Here is a 19,097-nt window from a genome sequence, read left to right as displayed (position 1 = left end):
GAATACGACGACACGGGGGTAGATCGCGACGGATATGCCCGCAAGCATCCGCCAGCAGAATGCGACCTTTGCCGAAGCGTTCTGGCCGCCGCGTATTCGCTGGCAACAGCTTTTGGCGCGTTTCGCGGTGCAAGCCGGTGGCGCGATGCGGCCTCGGCGTTTATCGGTGTGCCATGACGCATCCATTCTACGCGATCCATCGTCACGGCTTCATCCGGGTCGCCGCCGCGACGCCGCGGGCGTCGGTGGGGGATACCGGCGCGAACGCCGAGGCGACGATTGCCCTGGCGCGGGAGGCGGATGCCAGGGGCGTCGACCTCGTCGTGTTCCCGGAACTGAACCTTACCTCCTATGCGATCGACGACCTGCATCTGCAGACCGCGCAGCAGCGCGCGACGCTGGCGACGATCGCGACGGTCGTCGCGGCGACCGCGACGCTGAGGCCGGTGTTGCTGGTCGGTGCGGCGCTGGTGCGGAACGGGCGGCTGTATAATTGCGCGCTGGCGATCGCGCGGGGCAAGGTTCTCGGCGTGGTCCCCAAGACGTTCCTGCCCAACTACCGCGAGTTCTACGAGAAGCGCTGGTTCGCAAGCGGGGCGGGTCTCACCGGGCTTACGATCACGCTCGACGGCAAAGAAATACCCTTTGGGACCGATCTGATCTTCGCCGCGCGCGACCTGCCCGGCTTCGTGTTCCATGCGGAAATCTGCGAGGATTATTGGGCCCCCACCCCGCCCTCGACCGCGGGTGCGCTCGCCGGGGCGCTGATCTGCTGCAATCTGTCCGCGTCGAATATCGTCATCGGCAAGGCGCGCGAGCGGGCGACGCTCGCCGCCGCGCAATCGGCGCGTGCGGTCTGCGCCTATGTCTATTCCGCCGCGGGACCGGGCGAAAGCACCACCGAAGTCGCGTGGGATGGCCAGGGCCTGATCCACGAACTCGGCGAGCAGATCGCGGAATCGCAGCGGTTCGCGACCGAGCCCGAGCTGGTCGTCGCAGATGTGGACTGCGAACGCATCACGCAGGAACGTCTCCGCTTCGGGACGTTCAACGATGCCGCTGTGTTCGCGGGCAACCCCGAGACCCGTTTCCGCCGGATCGCGTTCGATCACGCGTCGGTGCTCGCAGACGGCGGCTTGGAACGTGCCGTCCGTCGCTTCCCGTTCGTGCCCAACGACCCGTCACGCCGGGACGACGATTGCTACGAAGCGTTCAACATCCAGGTGGAGGCACTGTCGAAGCGGCTTATCTCCGCTCACGCGGAGACGATCGTCATCGGCGTATCCGGCGGGCTCGACTCGACCCACGCGCTGATCGTCGCGGCGAAGGCGATGGACCGGCTGGGACGCCCCCGCAGCGCGATCCTCGGCTTCACCATGCCCGGTTTTGCGACCGGCGAAGGGACCAAGGCGAACGCGTGGGCGCTGATGCGCGCGCTGGGTATCACGGCGGAGGAGATCGACATCCGCCCCGCCGCCACCCGCATGCTGGAGGATATCGGCCATCCCTTTTCCGAGGGCGAGCCCGTCTACGACATCACGTTCGAAAACGTGCAGGCGGGGCTGCGCACCGATTACCTTTTCCGCCTTGCCAACCAGCGCCGCGGGATCGTGCTCGGCACCGGCGATCTGAGCGAGATGGCGCTCGGCTGGTGCACCTACGGCGTCGGCGATCAGATGAGCCATTACGCGGTCAACGCGGGCGTGCCCAAGACGCTGATCCAGTTCCTGATCCGCTGGTGCATCCGCACCGACCAATACGACGCGGCCACCGACGCGATCCTGTCGACGATCCTCGCGCAGGAAATCTCGCCCGAGCTCGTGCCCGCGGGCGCGGATGGCGCATTGCAGAGCACCGAGTCGATGATCGGGCCGTATGCGCTGAACGATTTCTTCGCGCATTACGTGATCCGCCACGGCCTCGCGCCGTCGAAGATCGCGTTTCTCGCGTGGCACGCATGGCGCGATGCGAGCGTCGGTGCATGGCCGAAGGACCTGCCCGCCGACGCACGAGTCGCCTACGATCTGCCGACGATCCGCCACTGGCTGGAAAAATTCCTGTTCCGGTTCTTCGCCACGAGCCAGTTCAAGAGGTCCGCCATGCCCAACGGGCCGAAGGTCTCGGCGGGCGGCGCGCTGTCGCCCCGTGGCGACTGGCGTGCGCCATCGGATGGGACCGGAACGATCTGGATCGACGAATTGCGTTCAAGCGTTCCCTAGTCCGCGTCGCGCCACCTTGCATAAATCGGCCGTTCGGCGCATTGTGAAAATCCTATGACACTGGCTCCACCGGATGGATCGCGCGATCGCCGGATCGAGATCCCATCTAACCTTTGGCTGATTCACCCGGCGGGCCGTGCGCTCTTGCCGTTCGCGCTGGCGCGTGGAATTTCGGCCAATGCGGTGTCGGTCGCCGGACTTTGCCTCGGAGGTGCCGCGGCAATCGCCTATGCGCAGTGGGATAACTGGGCGTTCGCCGTCGTCGGTCTGTTGCTGTCGTTGGGCTGGTTGATCGCCGACGGACTCGACGGGATGGTGGCGCGCGCGACCAAGACCGCGAGCCCGCTCGGGCGGATGCTGGACGGGCTGTGCGATCACGGCGTGTTTGCGCTGATATACACCGCGCTGGCGATCACCGTCGACACGCCCGAGGGCTGGATTCTCGCCTTTGCCGCCGGTGGTGCGCACGCGGTGCAGTCGAACATGTACGAAGGCGAACGCTCCCGCTTCCATCGCCGGGTCAAGGGCGTGGCGCTCGATGCGCCGCCCGTGCCGACCGGCAATGCGCTCGTCCGCTTCTATGACGGTATCGCCAGCAGCATCGACCGGATCGCCATGCCGTTCGAGCGCACGCTCGGCCAATCGGCCGATCCGGTCGCGTTCGGTGCCCGTTACGGCGTCCGGGCCGCCGCACCGTTGCGCCTCATGGCCTTGCTTACCGCGAACGTCCGCGTATGGGCGATCTTCGTCGCCTGCTTCGCAGGCAATCCACGCATCTTCTGGTGGTTCGAGATCGTCGCTCTGACGCTCGTCGCCATCGTCGGGCTCGTCTGGCACCGTCGTGTCGAACGCGCTTTCGTCCATAGCACAACGTCGCGACCAAAGACCGCGTCGCGCATGCATCTTTCGTAAGGAACAGGGTCAGTAATGAATAGCATTCGGATCGCCGTGGTCGGCATCGGCAACTGCGCGAGCTCGCTCGTCCAGGGTCTCGAGCATTATCGCGAGGGGGCAAACGACCAGGTTGGCCTGATGCATTTCGACATGGGTGGCTACAAGCCGAGCGACATCAAGGTCGTCGCGGCGTGGGACGTCGATCGTCGCAAGGTCGGCAAGGACGTCGCCGAGGCGATCTTCGCCAAGCCGAACTGCACCGCGGTGTTCGCACCGAACGTCGGCAACACCGGCACGATCGTGAAGATGGGCAAGAAACTGGACGGCGTCGCCGACCACATGGCCGACTTCAAGGACGACCGCACGTTCCTGCTCGCCGACGCCGCCGAGCCGACCCGTGAAGAGGTCATCGCCGACCTGAAGGCATCGGGCGCCGACGTGCTGATGAACTATCTGCCGGTCGGTAGCCAGGAAGCCACCGAATTCTACGCCGAATGCGCGATCGAAGCGGGCGTGGCGTTCGTCAACAACATCCCCGTGTTCATCGCCTCCAACCCCGTCTGGGCGAAAAAGTTCGAAGACGCCGGCGTGGCGATCATCGGCGACGACATCAAGGCGCAACTCGGCGCGACGATCGTCCACCGCGTGCTGACCGACCTGTTCGCCAAGCGCGGCGTGAAGCTGGATCGCACCTACCAGCTGAACACCGGCGGCAACACCGACTTCCTCAACATGTCGAACCATCGCCGTCTCGAGTCGAAGAAGATTTCGAAGACCGAAGCGGTCCAGTCGGTCGCGGCCGAGCGCATGGACGACGACAACGTCCATATCGGCCCGTCGGATTACGTGCCCTGGCAGAACGACAACAAGGTCTGCTTCCTGCGCATGGAAGGCCAGTTGTTCGGCGGCGTGCCGATGAACCTCGAACTGCGTCTCTCGGTCGAGGACAGCCCCAACTCGGCGGGTGTCGCGATCGACATGATCCGCTGCGCCAAGATCGCCAAGGATCGCGGCATCGCCGGCGTAATCGACCCTGCCTCGGCCTATTTCTGCAAGCACCCGCGCACGCAGATGACCGACGATCTCGCACAGATCGAAGTCGAGCGGTTCATCAAGGCCGCCTGACATGATCAATACGCCCCGGATTCAAACGGCGATCATCCTCGCCGCCGGGGAAGGCAGCCGCCTTCGCAGCTCCGCCCCGTACAAGCCGCTCTGCGCGGTGGCGGGGCGGCCGCTGATCGCACATGCGCTCGAAGGGCTGGCCGAGGCCGGCCTTTCGCGCGCGATCGTCACGGTCAGCTACGGGCGCGAGGCGATCGAAGCGTATCTCGCGAGCCGGAGCTGGCCGCTGGCGGTCGAGACGGTTCTCGCCGATCACCGCGAGCCCAACGGCGTTTCGGTGCTGGCCGCGCGCGATGCGCTGGCCGGCAGCGAAGCGATCCTCGCAATGTGCGACCACCTCGTCAGCCCCGAAATCTATGCCCGCATGGCGAAGGCCGGAGCAGGCGGTGGCCTTCGCCTCGGCATCGACCGGCGTCTCGGCCACGACTGGGTCGACCCGGCGGACGTCACCTGCGTCGCGACCGAAGGCGACCGCATCGTTGCGATCGGCAAGGGCCTCGAACCGCACGATTGCTACGACACCGGCGTCTTCGCGATCGGCCCTGCGCTGTCGGATGCGCTGGCGACGTTGGCGAGCCCCTCGCTCACCGAGGGCGTCCGCCTGCTCGCCGCGCAGGGCCTCGCCCGCATCGTTGATTGCAGCGACATCGACTGGATCGACGTCGACGACGCCCCTGCGCTCGCCAAGGCCGAGGCGTGGATGGCGACCAAGGCAGACGCTGTAGCGGCTTAGTTAAAAAGAGATGGGCGCTCGCATCATCGGCCCATTTTCAAGCGAGCTTGGCTTTACCACCCTCCCGTCATCCTGACGAAAGTCAGGATCCAGAGTTACGAGCGGCGGCACTGTTGCACCCTGGATCCTGACTTTCGTCAGGATGACAGTGAGAGTGAATGTTCCAGTCACGGGGATCGGGAGTCGATCCCGACCGGCCCCTATGCGGCCTCCTCGACCCGTGGATCGACGATATCCAACGTCGCGCACGTGCCCGCCGCGGCGTTCTCGATCGTCACCGTCCCGCGCAGCTGCCGCGCGAGGCTGCCAATCATCCGCATCCCCAGGCTCTTGCGCGACGCCGCCGTCAGATCGAAATCGGTCGGCAATCCGCCACCCTCGTCCGACACCGTCAGGACGATCCGCCCATCGCCGCTGCGGACGGTGATCAGGATCACGCCACCGTCCTCGCCATAGGCGTATTTGATCGCGTTGGTGACGAGTTCGGTGACCAGCAGGCCGACCGGGATCGCCACGTCCGCGCTGATCAGGATGGGTTCGATATCGCAGTCGATCCGGTGGTTGAGCGACTGCTCCCCCAGCCCGCTCGCGATGCCGCAAACCAGGTCGTTCAGCGCGACGATACCGACCTGATCGCCGCGCCACAGCTGATCATGCGTCTGCGCGATCGCCGTGATCCGCGCCTGCGCATCGCCGAGCAGCCGCCGGATTCGCGGATCGTCGTCCTCCTGCATCTGAAGGTTGAGCATCGCCGACACCAGCGCGAGGCTGTTCTTTACCCGGTGGCTGGCCTCCCGCGTCAGCAACTCCTGATGCTCCATCGCCTCGCTCAGCCGCTGTTCCGCCTGCTGCCGCTCGATCGCCACGCCGATGAGGTTGGCGAACCCCTGCATGAACGCGAAGTCCGCGGGCTCGAACTGGCCCTCGTCCGGACTGTCGACCTCGAGCACGCCGAAGCGCTTGCCCGACGTCTCGACCAGCACGTTGATTGCGCGGCGGATATTGTGCTGCGCCATGAATTCCGGCGTCCGGAAGCGCTGTTCGTTCTCCAGATGGTTCGAGATCACCGGCTGGCCGGTTTCCAGCGCAAATCCCGCCGGCGATCCGAGATCGGTCCGCATCTCGGTCGAGCCCACCACGCCCGGCGCCCAGCCGACGCCGGCGCGCACCAGCAAGGTGTCGCGCTCCGGCCGATATTCGAGGAACTTGCAGTATTTCGATCGCATCCCTTCGCCGCATAGCTCGGTCGCGCGTTGCAGCATCGGGTCCAGATCGCGCGCGCGCAGCGCCTCGATCCCGAAATCGGCCAGTATCGATTGTTGGCGAAGACGATATTCAAGCTCGCCTGCGACCGGAGGAGTATCTCCGCCGGGCGAAGGTTCGACGACTGCCACTTTGAACTCCACTCTGTTGCGTACGCCTTGGGCGCGCGTGCCGATCGTGCTACGGCAACACCATGACCGAGATGGTACCTCTTACCACCGTACCGCTTCCCGTAAAGCTTCGGGTCGAGGACTATCTCATGTTAGACGCCGCCGGCGCGTTCGAGGATTACGGCAAGACGGAGCTGCTCGACGGGGAAATCGTCTACATGAACGCTCAGCATCGCCCGCATGCCCGGATCAAGTCGCGGCTTCATATCCTGCTGGCAACGGCCTTACGGAACGCAGGCGGCAAATTCGAGGCGTTGGTCGAAGGGTCGGTTGCGATGCCGCCCCACAATGTCCCCGAACCCGATATCGCCGTGACCGCCGAGCCGGAGGGCGAAGGCCTCATCCCGCTCGCCTCGCTCGCACTGGTGATCGAGATCGCCGACACGACGCTTCGCAACGACCTCGGCCGCAAGCGCAAGATCTACGCGCGGGAGGGCATTGCAGAATATTGGGTGCTCGATGTCCGTGCCCGGGTGATCCACCAGATGTGGGCCCCGATCGAAGACCGCTTCACGCAGATGCGCGAGGTCTCGTTCGACACAGGCATTGGGGCTGCGACGATCTCGGGTCTGACGGTAGAGACAGCGACGCTTTGACGCACGGCCGTCGCAGGCCAATCCCGTCCGGCGAGCACGATGCTTGCAAACTCTTCCGTAACTTCGGACGTGTTCGGTAGCTGTCGCAGGCGGACAAATATGCGCTTGTGCATGCGACGCTACCCTTGCCGTGTTCTCCCGCGAAGGCGGGAGCCCAGTCTGGGTCCCCGCCTTCGCGGGGAAACAAGGTTCTCAGGTCGGCGAGGGATAGCATTGGCGGTCGCCATTCGCATGACGACCGCGCTCCCTCAGCGCGTCAGCTTCTTGTACGCCAGTCGCGTCGGCCGATCCGCCGCGTCACCCATGCGGCGACGCTTATCCTCCTCGTACGACGCGTAGTTGCCCTCGAACCACTCGACATGGCTATCGCCCTCAAATGCGAGGATGTGCGTCGCGAGGCGATCGAGGAAGAAGCGGTCATGGCTGATGACCACCGCGCAACCCGCGAACGTCTCCAGCGCCTCCTCCAGCGCACGCAGCGTCTCGACGTCGAGATCGTTGGTCGGCTCATCGAGCAGGAGGACGTTGCCACCCTCCTTGAGCATCTTGGCCATGTGCACGCGGTTGCGCTCACCGCCCGACAGCTGGCCGACCTTCTTCTGCTGGTCCGGCCCGCGGAAGTTGAACGCGCCGACATACGCCCGCGTGCCCATCTCCTGCTTGCCGAAACGGAAGATCTCGAGCTCGTCGGAGATTTCCTGCCAGACGTTCTTGTTCGGATCGAGATCGTCGCGGCTCTGGTCGACATAACCGAGCTTCACGGTCGAGCCGACCTCGATCGTGCCCTCGTCGGGCGTTTCCTGGCCGGTGATGAGCTTGAACAAGGTCGACTTGCCCGCGCCGTTGGGGCCGATCACGCCGACGATGCCGCCGGGGGGCAGCGTGAAGTCGAGACCGTCGAACAACAGCTTGTCGCCGTACGACTTGGTCAGGCCCTTCGCCTCGATCACCTTGCCGCCAAGACGCGCGGGCAGCTGGATCAGGATCGCAGCCTTGCCGGCGACCCGGTTCTCCTGTTTCTCCATCAGTTCGTCGAACGCGCGGATACGGGCCTTGGACTTGGTCTGGCGCGCCTTGGGGGTCTGGCGCATCCACGCCAGCTCGTCGGCGATCGCCTTCTGCTTGCCCTGTTCCTCGCGCTCTTCCTGGCTCAGGCGCAGCGCCTTCTTCTCCAGATAGCCCGAATAGTTGCTTTCGTAGGTGTAATAGCGCCCGCGATCGAGCTCGAGCACCCAGTTGACGACGTTGTCGAGGAAGTAGCGGTCATGCGTCACGAGGATGACGTTGCCGGTATATTCCTTGAGGTAGTTCTCCAGCCACGACACGCTTTCGGCGTCGAGATGGTTGGTAGGCTCATCGAGCAGCAGGATCTGCGGCTTTTCCAGCAACAGCTTGCAGAGCGCGACGCGGCGCTTCTCACCGCCCGAGAGGTTGACGACCGAGGCATCGCCCGGCGGGCAGCGCAGCGCTTCCATCGCCTGTTCGAGCTGGCTGTCGAGCGCCCAACCGTCGACCGCGTCGATCTTCGCCTGAAGCTCGCCCATCTCCTCCATCAACGCGTCGAAATCGGTGTCGTCCTGCGGATCGCCCATCTCGGCCGAGATCGCGTTGAACCGGTCGACCAGATCCGCGACCGGGCGTACGCCGTCCTTGACGTTGCCGATCACGTCCTTGGTCGGATCGAGCTGCGGCTCCTGCGCCAGATAGCCGACGTTGACGCCTTCCGCCGCCCAGGCTTCGCCGGTGAAATCAGGGTCCATGCCGGCCATGATCTTCATCAGCGTCGACTTGCCCGAGCCGTTGGGGCCGATGATCGCGATCTTCGCCGACGGAATGAACTGCAGGTGGATGTTGTTGAGAACGGGCTTGTTGGCACCGGGGAAGGTCTTCGACAGACCCTTCATGACGTAGGTATACTGGACGGCCATGTGGGTGCCGAGCTCCGTTCTGAATAAGGGCGGGATTTGACGTGCGCAGATAGCGATGCGGCGGGCCGTTGGCAAACGGGGAGCGCCGACATACGCTGCCCCGATGATGAAACGCACCCTGCTCGCGGCGCTGGCCGCCTCCGCCCTCACCTCTCCTCTGTCGGCGCAGCGTGCCGCCGCCCCGGCGACCACGGTCGACGCGAAGGTCGCCGCGCTGCGCGACAAGGCGCTGACCGACGACACCGCGTACAAGATCGTTGCGGGGATCACGACCGAGGTCGGCCCGCGGATGACCGGCACCGAGGCGGCACCGCGGGCGCGGGCCTGGTCGGTCGCCAAGCTGAAGGCGCTGGGGTTCAAGAATGTGCGGGTAGAGCCGTACCAACTGCCGGTCTGGTCGCGTGGCACGGAAAGTGGAGAACTGGTGGCGCCCTATACGCAGACGCTGCATCTGGTCGGTCTCGGTAACTCGGGCTCGACGCCGCCTGACGGGCTGACCCTGCCGATCGCGTATTTCCCGACGTACAATGATTTGGCGCTCGCTGCCGAAGGCAGCCTGAAGGGCAAGATCGCATTCGTGTCGAACGCGATGCAGCCGACCCAGGACGGATCGAGCTATGGATCGCAGGGCACCGCGCGCTTCGTCGGGCCCAACGTCGCCGCGAAGAAGGGCGCGGCGGCGATCGTGATCCGCTCGATCGGCACCGATCACGGCCGCGGGCCGCACGCCGGCAACACCAATTTCGAAGCCGGCGTGACGCCGATCCCCGCAGCGGCGCTGTCGGTCGCGGACGCCGAGCATGTCGAGCGGCTGGTGAAGCTCGGCAAGCCGGTGACGCTGAAGCTGGTGCTCGAAGACAAGCAGGTCGGAATGCGCGCATCCGGCAACGTCGTCGCCGAGGTTCCGGGTACCGATCCCAAGGCAGGGATCGTGCTGGTCGGTGGCCATCTCGACAGCTGGGATCTCGGCACCGGCGCGATCGATGACGGCGCCGGCATCGCGATCACTGCAGCTGCCGCCAAGATCGTGATGGACAGCGGCCAGCGCCCACGCCGCACGATCCGCGTCGTCTGGTTCGGCGACGAGGAGAGCGGTGGGTTCGGCGGGATCGCCTACGCCAAGGCGCATGCTGGAGAACGTCACGCGACCGCCGCCGAATCGGACTTCGGTGCAGATCGGGTCTGGCGGTTCGAGAGCAGCCTGCCCGCCGCCGCCAAGCCTATCGAGGACCGCCTAGCCGTCGCGCTCGCGCCACTCGGGATCATTCGCGGTGCCGATGCGCCCCACGGCGGGACCGATGTCGGCCCGACGATCGCGACAGGCGTTGCCGGGATCGACCTCAACCAGTCGGGCCTGCGCTACTTCGACTATCATCACACGCCCGAGGATACGCTGGAACGGATCGATCCCGAACAGCTTCGCCAGAACGTCGCGGCATGGACCGCGATGATCGCGACGGTAGCCAATGCACCCGAGGAAATCGGTCCGATCGTGCCCGGAAAGTGACCAGTTGCAGCAACCGATCTGTCATCGTTCTGCCGCAAAGCTTGCGGAGAGATGAATTTAGCGGATTGACCGCCCGCCGGGGTCCGCTATTTGACGTGACTTCGCGACGGCAATCGGGTCGGCCGCGAGTGAAACTATGCTTGGGAGCATTCGAATGAAGAAGATCGTTCTGATCGCTGCTGCCGCCGGCCTGATGTCCGTCGCAGCCTGCAGCAAGTCGCCAGAAGCCGCCGCCGTAGAGAACAACGCGGACATGCTGGCTGACAACATGGAAATGCAGGCTGACAACATGGACGCAATGGCGGACAACACCTCGAACGGCGTCGCAACCGACGTTCTCGAGAACGCTGCTGACAACATGAACGCAGCTGCCGACAACGTCCGTGACGCTGCCGACGAGAAGACCGACAACATGAACTAAAACCCTGTCGGGCGTTTACGCTCGACGGCGTTTTATTGTCGGAAAGGGCGCTCCTTCGGGAGCGCCCTTTTTTCTTTGTGTCTTTTGCTTTGCGCCCTTTTGCCGGCTGGGCGCTTGCGCTAACGCGGGCGACGGTGGGGCCTGTAGCTCAACGGTTAGAGCTGGCCGCTCATAACGGCTAGGTTGCGGGTTCGATTCCTGCCGGGCCCACCAACCTCCTCCCGCGCATCACCCCGGACCGCCGGCATGGACCGGTTCGTCACGATACGGGGCCTACAGGCGCTATAGCGTCACCACCGACAGCGGGCGCGCTGCGGCCTTGGTCAGCGTGTTGCGCAGCGGCAGGGTGAAGGGTGCCGCCTCGATCTCGAAGACATCCCCCTCGCGCGTCGCCACACCGTCTGCGAACGACAACGTCGCCGTCCCGAAGAAATGGACGTGAACGTCGCCGGGGCGGCGGAACAGATCATATTTGAAATGATGCGCCTCGAGATTGGCGATCGTGTGCGACATGTTCGCCTCGCCCGACAGGAACGGCTTTTCCCACAGCAGCGCGCCGTCGCGGTGGATGCGGCTCGCACCCTCGATATGCTCGGGCGGCGTGCCGACGAGCAGTTCGGGGCCCAGCGCCGCCTGACGCAGCTTCGAGTGTGCCAGCCACAGGTAATTATGTCGTTCGGTCACATGGTCGCTGAATTCGTTGGCGAGGCACAGGCCGAGCCGGAACGGCGTACCGTCGGGACCGATCAGGTAGATCCCCGCGAGTTCGGGTTCCTCCCCGCCATCCTCGGCGAAATCCGGCATCGTCAGCGCAGCGCCCGGCGCGACCAGCCCAGAGCCATCGCCCTTGTAGAACCATTCGGGCTGCTGGCCGCGCTGGCCAGGCGCTGGCTTGCCGCCCTCGACACCCTCGAGGAACATCCGCATCGAATCCGTCTGCGTCGCCGCATCGGCCGCCGCGCGGTGCATCTTGTCGCGCCCCTCGGCCGAGCCGAGATGCGTGAGGCCGGTCCCGGTCATCACCAGATGCGCCGGATCGACATGGTCGATCGGCGACAACAGCCGCCCGGCATCGAGTTCGGCTGCGATGTCGACGGTTGCGCCGGTCCCGCAGGACGCCACCGCCGCCGCAAGGTCGCTGCCGTCCGCGATCGCCTTGGCAGCGAGTGCGCGGACGCTGTCGACACCCTTCACGAACATCGCACCCTCCGCCGTGGCGGCGATCACCGACCGCGTACCGTCGGCGCCGAGATGCTGCAGCAAACGTAACGTCATCACTCTCTCCTCACGGACCTAATTGCCGACGGTACGCCGACCAGTCCTAGATCATCAAATATCATATAATTAAACGTGATGTTCGAGTCGGACATATCGGGCTCCAACTAGACGGTCCTGCACGCAATAATCCGCCGTGAGGATGCCACTCATACCAGCCAGCGCCCCCATCCCGCGATCACGCGATCGTCTGGCCGGGCACCTGGTCCGGCAGCGGATCGGTAACCTTCGATCCCCACACCGCATAGAACAGGACATAGAGCTCGCACGCTGCGGTCAGCAGGAACGAGATCTGCAAGCCATAGGTATCCGCAAGCCAGCCCTGCACGATCACCAGCGCACCGCCGGCGATCGCCATGATCAGCAGCCCCGACCCTTCCTCGGTCAGCGGCCCCAGGCCCTTGATGCCGAGGGTGAAGATCGTCGGGAACATGATCGAATGGAACAGGCCGACCGAAATGAGCGCCCACATCGCGACGTGACCGGTGGTGAAGGTGGCGATCAGCATCACGACGCACGCGCCGACGCTTGCGAACGCCAGCACGCGTTCGGCAGGCACGGTGCGCATGACGTAGCTGCCGACGAGTCGGCCGACCATCATGCCGCCCCACAGGATGAACAGGTAATGCGATGCCTGTTCGTGGCTGAGATTGCCGATCTCCGGCTGGCTGACGAAGTTGATGAAGAGGTTGGCGACGCCGATCTCGGCGATCAGGTAGATGAAGATCGCCGGGATGCCGAACACGAGGTTGCGGTGCGACCAGAGCGACAGGCCTTTGCGCGCGTCCTTGGCGGAGCGCTGCGTCGCCGATCCCATCGCCGGCAGCGGGAACCGGGCGATCACGACCGCCAGCAGGACGAGCACGCCCGCGACGATCAGATAGGGCAGCACAACCGACTGCGCATCGGCAAGTCGCTCGGCGGCAGTCAGCGTTGCGGTGGAGCCCGCCGCCGCGGTACCCGAGGTCGAGCGACCCAGGATCAGATAGCCGCCGAACAAGGGCGCCAGCGTCGCACCGGCCGAGTTGAACGCCTGCACCAGGTTCAGCCGTGACGAGGCGGTCTCGGGCGGGCCGACGACTGCGACATACGGGTTTGCCGCGACCTGCAGCAGCGTGATCCCGCTGGCGATGATGAACAATGCGACCAGCGTGACGCCGTAGGACGGGATCCGCGCGGCCGGCACCATCAGCAGCGCGCCACCCGCCATCAGCGCGAGGCCGAACACCATCGACTTCTGATAGCCGACCCGTTCGATGAGCTTGGCGGAGGGGATCGACGCGAAGAAATAGGCGATGAACCAGACGCTCTCGATCAGCGTCGTCTGTGTGTAGCTCAGGTCGAACACGCTGCGCAGATGCGGCAGCAGCGTGTTGTTGATGACCGTGATGAAGCCCCACATGAAGAACAGGCTGGCGAGCAACGTCAACGCCGAGCGGTAACTTGGCCCCGCCTGTTGCGTCCCCTGGCCGGTATGCCCGGTATGTACGTGCGTCGGCTGTATCGGCATCGCCATGATCGTCCATCCTCCGTGCCAGGTCGGCGACCGATCGACAGTCTTTTACCGCATGGCTTGCTCAGAAATATATTGTCGGACTATATACGACAACAAGGCGCGTCAACGGCGTCGGACGATTAAGGATGGGAACCGGAATGCGCGGACTGGGGAAGACGGGGATCATCGTGGCGACGTTACTGGCCGTTGTGCCGACACAGGCCGCGCACGCCGCCGATGCGAGGCGATCGCCGGCCGGTACTTTGCAGGACGGCACCGCGATCGAGGCGATCACGCTCAGCAACGCGCACGGCGTATCCGCGCGCATCCTGTCCTACGGTGCGACGCTGCAGTCGCTGATGGGTCCCGACCGGGCGGGCAAGATCGCCGACGTCATGCTGGGCTATGACGACTTGGCCTCCTATGTCGATCACCCCAATTTCTTCGGCGTAACGGTCGGCCGTTTCGCCAATCGCATCGCCGGCGGCCGCTTCACACTCGACGGCAAGGCCTATCAGTTGCTGCTGAACGACAAGGTCAACTCGCTACACGGCGGCACCAAGGGCTTCGACAAGGTCGCGTGGAAGGTATTGTCCGTGAAGAGCGGCCCGACCGCGACGCTGGTGCTGGGCCGCCGCAGCCCCGATGGCGAATCCGGCTATCCCGGCAATCTCGACGTCACCGTCACCTACACGCTCGACGAAGCAGGGAATCTTGGCATCGCGTACGACGCCAAGACCGACAAGCCCACGGTCGTCAACATGACCAACCACGCGATCTTCGATCTCGGCGGCGAAGGCTCGGCGGTCGGCACCTACGCCCACCGGCTGACGATCCCCGCCAAGGCGATCACCCCGGTCGACGACAAGCTAATCCCGACCGGCGCCCTGCAACCCGTCGCCGGCACGGTGTTCGATTTCCGCGGCGGCCGCATCGTCGGCGACGGCATCCGCGACGGCCGCGACCAGCAGATCCGCTACGGCCACGGCTATGATCACAACTTCGCGCTCGACAAGGGGCTGACCGCCAAGCCCGAACTGGCCGCGCGGCTCGAGGATCCGGCATCGGGCCGCGTTCTCGAAGTGCTCACGACCGAGCCCGGCGTGCAGTTCTACACCGGCAACTTCCTTGACGGGACGTTCGTCGGCAAGCACGGCCATCTCTACCGGATGGGTGACGGGATCGCGCTCGAACCACAGAAATTCCCGGACGCCCCTAACAAGCCCAACTTCGTCTCCGCCCGCGTCGATCCGGGCAAGCCGTATCATCACGCGATGATCTACCGCCTCTCCGTCGCCCGCTGACACCAGAAAGCTCCCGATGACCGACATGCCAAAACTTCCACAGAAGCTCCGGAGCCGCGCGTGGTTCGACAACCCCGAGAATATCGACATGACCGCGCTCTATCTCGAGCGCTATCTGAACTTCGGGCTTAGCCTGGAGGAACTGCGTTCGGGCAGGCCGATCATCGGCATCGCCCAGACCGGCAGCGATCTGAGTCCGTGCAACCGCCACCACCTCGTGCTCGCCGAGCGCCTGCGCGAAGGCATTCGTGAAGCCGGCGGCATCGCGCTCGAATTCCCGGTCCATCCGATCCAGGAAACCGGCAAGCGCCCGACCGCAGGGCTGGATCGCAACCTCGCCTATCTCGCGCTGGTCGAAGTGCTCTACGGCTATCCGCTCGACGGCGTCGTGCTGACGATCGGCTGCGACAAGACCACGCCGGCGTGCCTTATGGCGGCTGCGACGGTCAACATCCCGGCGATCGCGCTGTCGGTAGGGCCGATGCTCAACGGCTGGCACAAGGGCGAGCGCACCGGTTCGGGCACGATCGTGTGGAAGGCGCGCGAACTGCTCGCGACCGGCGCGATCGACGACGAGGGCTTCATCAAGCTGGTCGCGTCGTCGGCGCCGTCGACCGGCTATTGCAACACGATGGGTACCGCGACGACGATGAACAGCCTGGCCGAGGCGCTCGGCATGCAGTTGCCCGGCTCGGCCGCGATCCCCGCGCCGTACCGTGACCGCCAGGAAGTCGCGTATCGCACCGGCAAGCGGATCGTCGACATGGTCGCCGAGGACCTGAAGCCTTCGGACATCCTGACCAAGGACGCGTTCCATAACGCGATCGTCGTCAATTCGGCGATCGGCGGCTCGACCAACGCGCCGATCCACCTTGCCGCGATCGCGCGCCATATCGGCGTCGACCTGCCGATCGACGACTGGCAGACGCACGGCCACAAGGTGCCGCTGATGGTCAACCTCCAGCCCGCCGGCGAGTATCTCGGCGAGGATTATTATCATGCCGGCGGCGTTCCAGCGGTGGTCGCCGAATTGATGAAGCAGGGCCTGATCCACGAAGACGCGATGACCGCCAACGGCAAGACGATGGGCGACAATTGCCGCGATGCGACGATCGAGGACGAGCGGGTCATTCGCCCCTTCGCGACGCCGCTGCTCCAGGACGCGGGCTTCATCGTGTTGCGCGGCAACCTGTTCGACAGCGCGATCATGAAGACCAGCGTAATCTCGCCGGAATTCCGCGCGCGCTATCTCAGCAACCCCGACGATCCCGAAGCCTTCGAAGGCCCGGCGGTCGTGTTCGACGGCCCCGAGGATTATCACGCGCGGATCGACGATCCCGCGGTCGGCATCACCACCGACACGTTGCTGTTCATGCGCGGCGCCGGCCCGATCGGCTATCCGGGTGCCGCCGAAGTCGTCAACATGCGCCCGCCCGCCTATCTGATTCGCGAGGGCGTCCATGCGCTGCCGTGCATCGGCGACGGCCGCCAGTCGGGTACATCGGGATCGCCGTCGATCCTCAACGCCTCGCCCGAAGCCGCGGCAATGGGCGGTCTCGCGCTGATACGCACTGGCGACCGGGTCCGCATCGATCTCGCCAAGGGGACCGCCGACGTCCTGATCTCCGCCGAGGAACTGGCCGAACGGCGCCGGACGCTCACCGCCGCTGGCGGCTATGCCTATCCCGGCTCGCAGACGCCGTGGCAGGAAATCCAGCGCGCCACCGTCGGGCAGATGCAGACCGGCGCGATCCTGGAAGGTGCCGAGAAATACCAGCGCATCGCGCAGACTATGGGCCTCCCCCGCGACAACCACTGATCGGGCTATATTCCTTCCCCCCTCCCTGAAAGGGAGGGGTCGGGGGTGGGTCGGCTTCCGCATCAAGGAACGCCGGCGGTACAAGCGGGCCTACCCACCCCCAGCCCCTCCCTGCCAGGGAGGGGAGCCTGCATCGTTCGGGGCTAAGCCACGGCATATCGATCCGCTCCAACCCCAGCGAAACGCGTAATCTTACCGATTGCCCAAGACCTTCGCCGATGCGACACGATGCCATGGGGCACGGACAAGATCGACGGTGAAACGGGTCACGATACGCGACGTCGCGACCGCCAGCGGAACGTCGATCAAGACCGTCAGCCGCGTCCTCAACAAGGAACGCTATGTCGGCGCCGACACGCGCGAGAGGGTCGAGCGCGCGGTTGCGGACCTGAACTTCCGCCCCAGTTTCGCGGCCCGCTCGCTCGCCGGGCATCGCTCGTTCCAGGTCGCCCTGGTCTGCGACAACCCCAGCCCGGCCTATGTCTATGCGATGCAGCAGGGAATCCGCGACCGGTGCGAGGTCGACGGGGTCCGGGTGCTGACCCAGCCTTACGACCGCGGGTCGCCGCGTCTGCTCGCCGATCTCGACGCGTTGATCGCCACGAGCGGTCCCGACGGGATCATCCTGACGCCGCCCCTGTCGGATAACGACGAGGTCCTGGCGCTGCTTGCGGCGCGCGCGATCCCCTTCGTCCGCGTATCGCCCGGAACGCGGGCAGGTCTCGCGCCGGCGACGTTCATCGACAACGTCACTGCCGCGCACGAACTAACCGCGCACCTGCTGGCGCGCGGTCACCGCCGGATCGCACACATCGCCGGCCCGCGCGACTATGCGACGAGTGCGCAACGCCGCGCCGGCTACGAGGCTGCGCTTCTGCAGGCCGGCATCGCACCCGATACCGATCTGATCGTCGCCGGCCGTTACGACTTCGCCAGCGGTGCGGAGGCCACCGAAGCGTTGCTAGCGCTCCCCTCCCCGCCGACCGCGATCTTCGCGGGGTCGGACGAGATGGCGGCAGGCGCGCTGATGGTCGCGCATCGCCACGGCCTGGCCATTCCCGGCGACATCGCGATCGCCGGATTCGGCGACGACGCGCTCGCGAGCTATGTCTGGCCGCCGCTGACGACGGTACGCCAGCCCGTCCGCGACCTCGCCTGGCAGGCGGCGGACCTTTTGCTAAGCCGTGCGGAGCCGGACGAACTTCGTGCGGTGGCGCATGCGCTGGTGGTCCGCGCCTCGACCTAGCCGATCAGCAGTTCCGCCGCCGCGAGCGACAGCACGAACGCGGTTACGGTCGCCGCCAGAATCACCAGCAACGGCCGCGGCCCCGCCTTCAGCAACTGCGCCATCGGTGAACGGATCGCTGTCGCCGTCACCGCCGCCGCCAGCAGCCCGGTCGCCAGTGCCTCGGCGCCGCCGATCACCACGGTTGGAATGACGCCCAGCGAATTGACCCCGGCGAGAACGAAGAAGCCGACGACGAACCACGGGATGCCGACGCCCTTCCCCGCCGTCCCGCGCGGCAGGAACAGTGCGACGATCGCCAGCACCGGCGCCAGCAGCGCAACGCGGGTCAGCTTGACGATCGCCGCGATCTGGCCTGCGCCTTCCGAATAGGAATAGCCCGCGCCGAGCGCCTGTGCGACGTCATGGATCGACGCGCCGAGCAGGAACCCCGCACGCAGATCCGACATTCCGAGCGCATGCGCAGCAAGCGGGTAAAGCACCATCGCGGTCGCGCTCATCGCCGAAATGCCCACCAGCACCAATGTCAGTTGCGCCTGGCTCGCGCGGCGCTCGCCGAGCAACGTCGCCAGCGCCAGCGCCGCGGACGCGCCACAGATCGCGACCGCGCCGCCCGCCAGCGTCCCGAACGCAGTGTCGTAGCCAAACCGGCGCGCGGCGAGGATACCGACGCCCATCGTCGCCGCGACGATCGCCAGCACCGCCAGCAGCGCCACCGGCCCCAGCGCGGCGATCTGCCCGAAGGTGATCCGCACGCCGACCAGCACGATGCCCCACCGCAGCAACGACCGCGAGGCGAAGGCGAGCCCCGGCGTCAGCCGCGCATCCGCCGACAGGAAATTGAGCGCGAGCCCGATCAGCAGTGCCATCAACGTCAGCGGCGCACCGTAGCGATCGGCGAGGAACCCGGCGGCCAGCGTACCCGCGGCGACGACCGTCAGGCCGGGCGCAAAACTGCGCCACGTTACCTGCGGACTCGGCTCCAGGTCGCCGTAGAGATCGGCGGCGGCAGGCGGCGGACGATGCGGAGCGACTCCAGGAGTTGCACGAGCGTTCATGCGACAAAGGTCTAGCGTGATCGAACGCGCTATGACAACGCTAT

General features: G+C 65.6%; 15 protein-coding genes and 1 tRNA gene. 11 read left to right on the top strand and 5 right to left on the bottom strand.

From position 1 onward, the window contains the following. The first annotated feature begins 173 nt into the window (after positions 1–173). From U1707_RS16320 to U1707_RS16305, 4 genes are read left to right on the top strand one after another with little or no spacing between them, the layout of a single operon-like run. Complete coding sequence (locus U1707_RS16320) at positions 174–2,219, top strand: NAD(+) synthase (RefSeq protein WP_332801119.1); 2,046 nt, start codon at positions 174–176, stop codon at positions 2,217–2,219. 54 nt (positions 2,220–2,273) lie between these two features. Next, a complete protein-coding gene (locus U1707_RS16315) occupies positions 2,274–3,131 on the top strand; it encodes a CDP-alcohol phosphatidyltransferase family protein (protein WP_332801118.1) in 858 nt (285 codons plus the stop codon). A gap of 15 nt (positions 3,132–3,146) precedes the next feature. Then, entirely contained in the window at positions 3,147–4,238 is a 1,092-nt protein-coding gene (locus U1707_RS16310) for an inositol-3-phosphate synthase (RefSeq protein ID WP_332801117.1), read from the top strand. Position 4,239: 1 nt separating this feature from the next. After that, the gene (locus U1707_RS16305) at positions 4,240–4,971 is read left to right on the top strand and encodes a phosphocholine cytidylyltransferase family protein (RefSeq protein ID WP_332801116.1); all 732 of its coding nucleotides are present in this window, start codon (positions 4,240–4,242) and stop codon (positions 4,969–4,971) included. Between the two features lie 200 nt (positions 4,972–5,171). On the opposite strand, the gene U1707_RS16300 is transcribed toward U1707_RS16305, so the two are convergent. Continuing rightward, positions 5,172–6,365 (bottom strand): sensor histidine kinase, encoded by a 1,194-nt coding sequence (locus U1707_RS16300; protein WP_332801115.1) that lies wholly within the window; start codon positions 6,363–6,365, stop codon positions 5,172–5,174. Between the two features lie 62 nt (positions 6,366–6,427). Between U1707_RS16300 and U1707_RS16295 the strand changes: the two genes are divergently transcribed. Further along, positions 6,428–7,000 (top strand): Uma2 family endonuclease, encoded by a 573-nt coding sequence (locus U1707_RS16295; RefSeq protein WP_332801114.1) that lies wholly within the window; start codon positions 6,428–6,430, stop codon positions 6,998–7,000. A 248-nt stretch (positions 7,001–7,248) separates the two neighbouring features. On the opposite strand, the gene ettA is transcribed toward U1707_RS16295, so the two are convergent. Continuing rightward, a complete protein-coding gene (ettA, locus tag U1707_RS16290; RefSeq protein WP_332801113.1) occupies positions 7,249–8,928 on the bottom strand; it encodes an energy-dependent translational throttle protein EttA in 1,680 nt (559 codons plus the stop codon). Positions 8,929–9,031: 103 nt separating this feature from the next. Between ettA and U1707_RS16285 the strand changes: the two genes are divergently transcribed. The 3 genes from U1707_RS16285 (at position 9,032) to U1707_RS16275 (ending at position 11,069) form a co-directional block, all read left to right on the top strand. Beyond that, entirely contained in the window at positions 9,032–10,435 is a 1,404-nt protein-coding gene (locus tag U1707_RS16285; protein WP_332801112.1) for a M20/M25/M40 family metallo-hydrolase, read from the top strand. A 154-nt stretch (positions 10,436–10,589) separates the two neighbouring features. After that, a complete protein-coding gene (locus U1707_RS16280; RefSeq protein ID WP_128453143.1) occupies positions 10,590–10,856 on the top strand; it encodes a hypothetical protein in 267 nt (88 codons plus the stop codon). Between the two features lie 137 nt (positions 10,857–10,993). Continuing rightward, positions 10,994–11,069 (top strand) — tRNA-Ile (locus tag U1707_RS16275). A gap of 69 nt (positions 11,070–11,138) precedes the next feature. On the opposite strand, the gene araD1 is transcribed toward U1707_RS16275, so the two are convergent. Then, a complete protein-coding gene (gene araD1 / locus U1707_RS16270) occupies positions 11,139–12,131 on the bottom strand; it encodes an AraD1 family protein (protein WP_332801111.1) in 993 nt (330 codons plus the stop codon). Between the two features lie 178 nt (positions 12,132–12,309). Continuing rightward, positions 12,310–13,647, bottom strand: a complete 1,338-nt coding sequence (locus U1707_RS16265) for a sugar MFS transporter (RefSeq protein ID WP_332801110.1) — start codon at positions 13,645–13,647, stop codon at positions 12,310–12,312. A 137-nt stretch (positions 13,648–13,784) separates the two neighbouring features. Here U1707_RS16265 and U1707_RS16260 point away from each other — a divergent pair, with 137 nt between their 5' ends. From U1707_RS16260 to U1707_RS16250, 3 genes are all read left to right on the top strand, one after another. Continuing rightward, entirely contained in the window at positions 13,785–14,930 is a 1,146-nt protein-coding gene (locus U1707_RS16260; protein ID WP_332801109.1) for an aldose epimerase family protein, read from the top strand. Between the two features lie 25 nt (positions 14,931–14,955). Further along, a complete protein-coding gene (locus U1707_RS16255) occupies positions 14,956–16,749 on the top strand; it encodes an IlvD/Edd family dehydratase (RefSeq protein WP_443025720.1) in 1,794 nt (597 codons plus the stop codon). Positions 16,750–17,005: 256 nt separating this feature from the next. Continuing rightward, the gene (locus U1707_RS16250) at positions 17,006–17,995 is read left to right on the top strand and encodes a LacI family DNA-binding transcriptional regulator (RefSeq protein WP_332801107.1); all 990 of its coding nucleotides are present in this window, start codon (positions 17,006–17,008) and stop codon (positions 17,993–17,995) included. Here the strand turns inward: U1707_RS16250 and U1707_RS16245 are convergent. Beyond that, positions 17,992–19,053, bottom strand: coding sequence for a YeiH family protein (locus U1707_RS16245; protein WP_332801106.1), 1,062 nt, complete (start codon positions 19,051–19,053; stop codon positions 17,992–17,994). The two genes, U1707_RS16250 and U1707_RS16245, sit on opposite strands and share 4 nt — an antisense overlap. Positions 19,054–19,097 lie beyond the last annotated feature (44 nt).

Origin of the sequence: Sphingomonas sandaracina, assembly GCF_036663695.1 — a bacterium.
GTDB lineage: Bacteria > Pseudomonadota > Alphaproteobacteria > Sphingomonadales > Sphingomonadaceae > Sphingomonas.
Note: the sequence above shows the minus strand (reverse complement) of the source record. Positions and strands in the feature narration are given on the sequence as shown.

Excerpts from the sequence above, each read along its gene's own strand:
- U1707_RS16255 (WP_443025720.1), top strand. The coding sequence starts at position 14,956 with ATGCCAAAACTTCCACAGAAGCTCCGGAGCCGCGCGTGGTTCGACAAC.
- U1707_RS16245 (WP_332801106.1), bottom strand. The coding sequence starts at position 19,053 with ATGAACGCTCGTGCAACTCCTGGAGTCGCTCCGCATCGTCCGCCGCCT.
- U1707_RS16285 (WP_332801112.1), top strand. The coding sequence starts at position 9,032 with ATGATGAAACGCACCCTGCTCGCGGCGCTGGCCGCCTCCGCCCTCACC.
- U1707_RS16305 (WP_332801116.1), top strand. The coding sequence starts at position 4,240 with ATGATCAATACGCCCCGGATTCAAACGGCGATCATCCTCGCCGCCGGG.
- U1707_RS16310 (WP_332801117.1), top strand. The coding sequence starts at position 3,147 with ATGAATAGCATTCGGATCGCCGTGGTCGGCATCGGCAACTGCGCGAGC.
- U1707_RS16295 (WP_332801114.1), top strand. The coding sequence starts at position 6,428 with ATGACCGAGATGGTACCTCTTACCACCGTACCGCTTCCCGTAAAGCTT.
- U1707_RS16280 (WP_128453143.1), top strand. The coding sequence starts at position 10,590 with ATGAAGAAGATCGTTCTGATCGCTGCTGCCGCCGGCCTGATGTCCGTC.
- U1707_RS16320 (WP_332801119.1), top strand. The coding sequence starts at position 174 with ATGACGCATCCATTCTACGCGATCCATCGTCACGGCTTCATCCGGGTC.
- U1707_RS16265 (WP_332801110.1), bottom strand. The coding sequence starts at position 13,647 with ATGGCGATGCCGATACAGCCGACGCACGTACATACCGGGCATACCGGC.
- U1707_RS16315 (WP_332801118.1), top strand. The coding sequence starts at position 2,274 with ATGACACTGGCTCCACCGGATGGATCGCGCGATCGCCGGATCGAGATC.
- U1707_RS16260 (WP_332801109.1), top strand. The coding sequence starts at position 13,785 with ATGCGCGGACTGGGGAAGACGGGGATCATCGTGGCGACGTTACTGGCC.
- ettA (WP_332801113.1), bottom strand. The coding sequence starts at position 8,928 with ATGGCCGTCCAGTATACCTACGTCATGAAGGGTCTGTCGAAGACCTTC.
- araD1 (WP_332801111.1), bottom strand. The coding sequence starts at position 12,131 with ATGACGTTACGTTTGCTGCAGCATCTCGGCGCCGACGGTACGCGGTCG.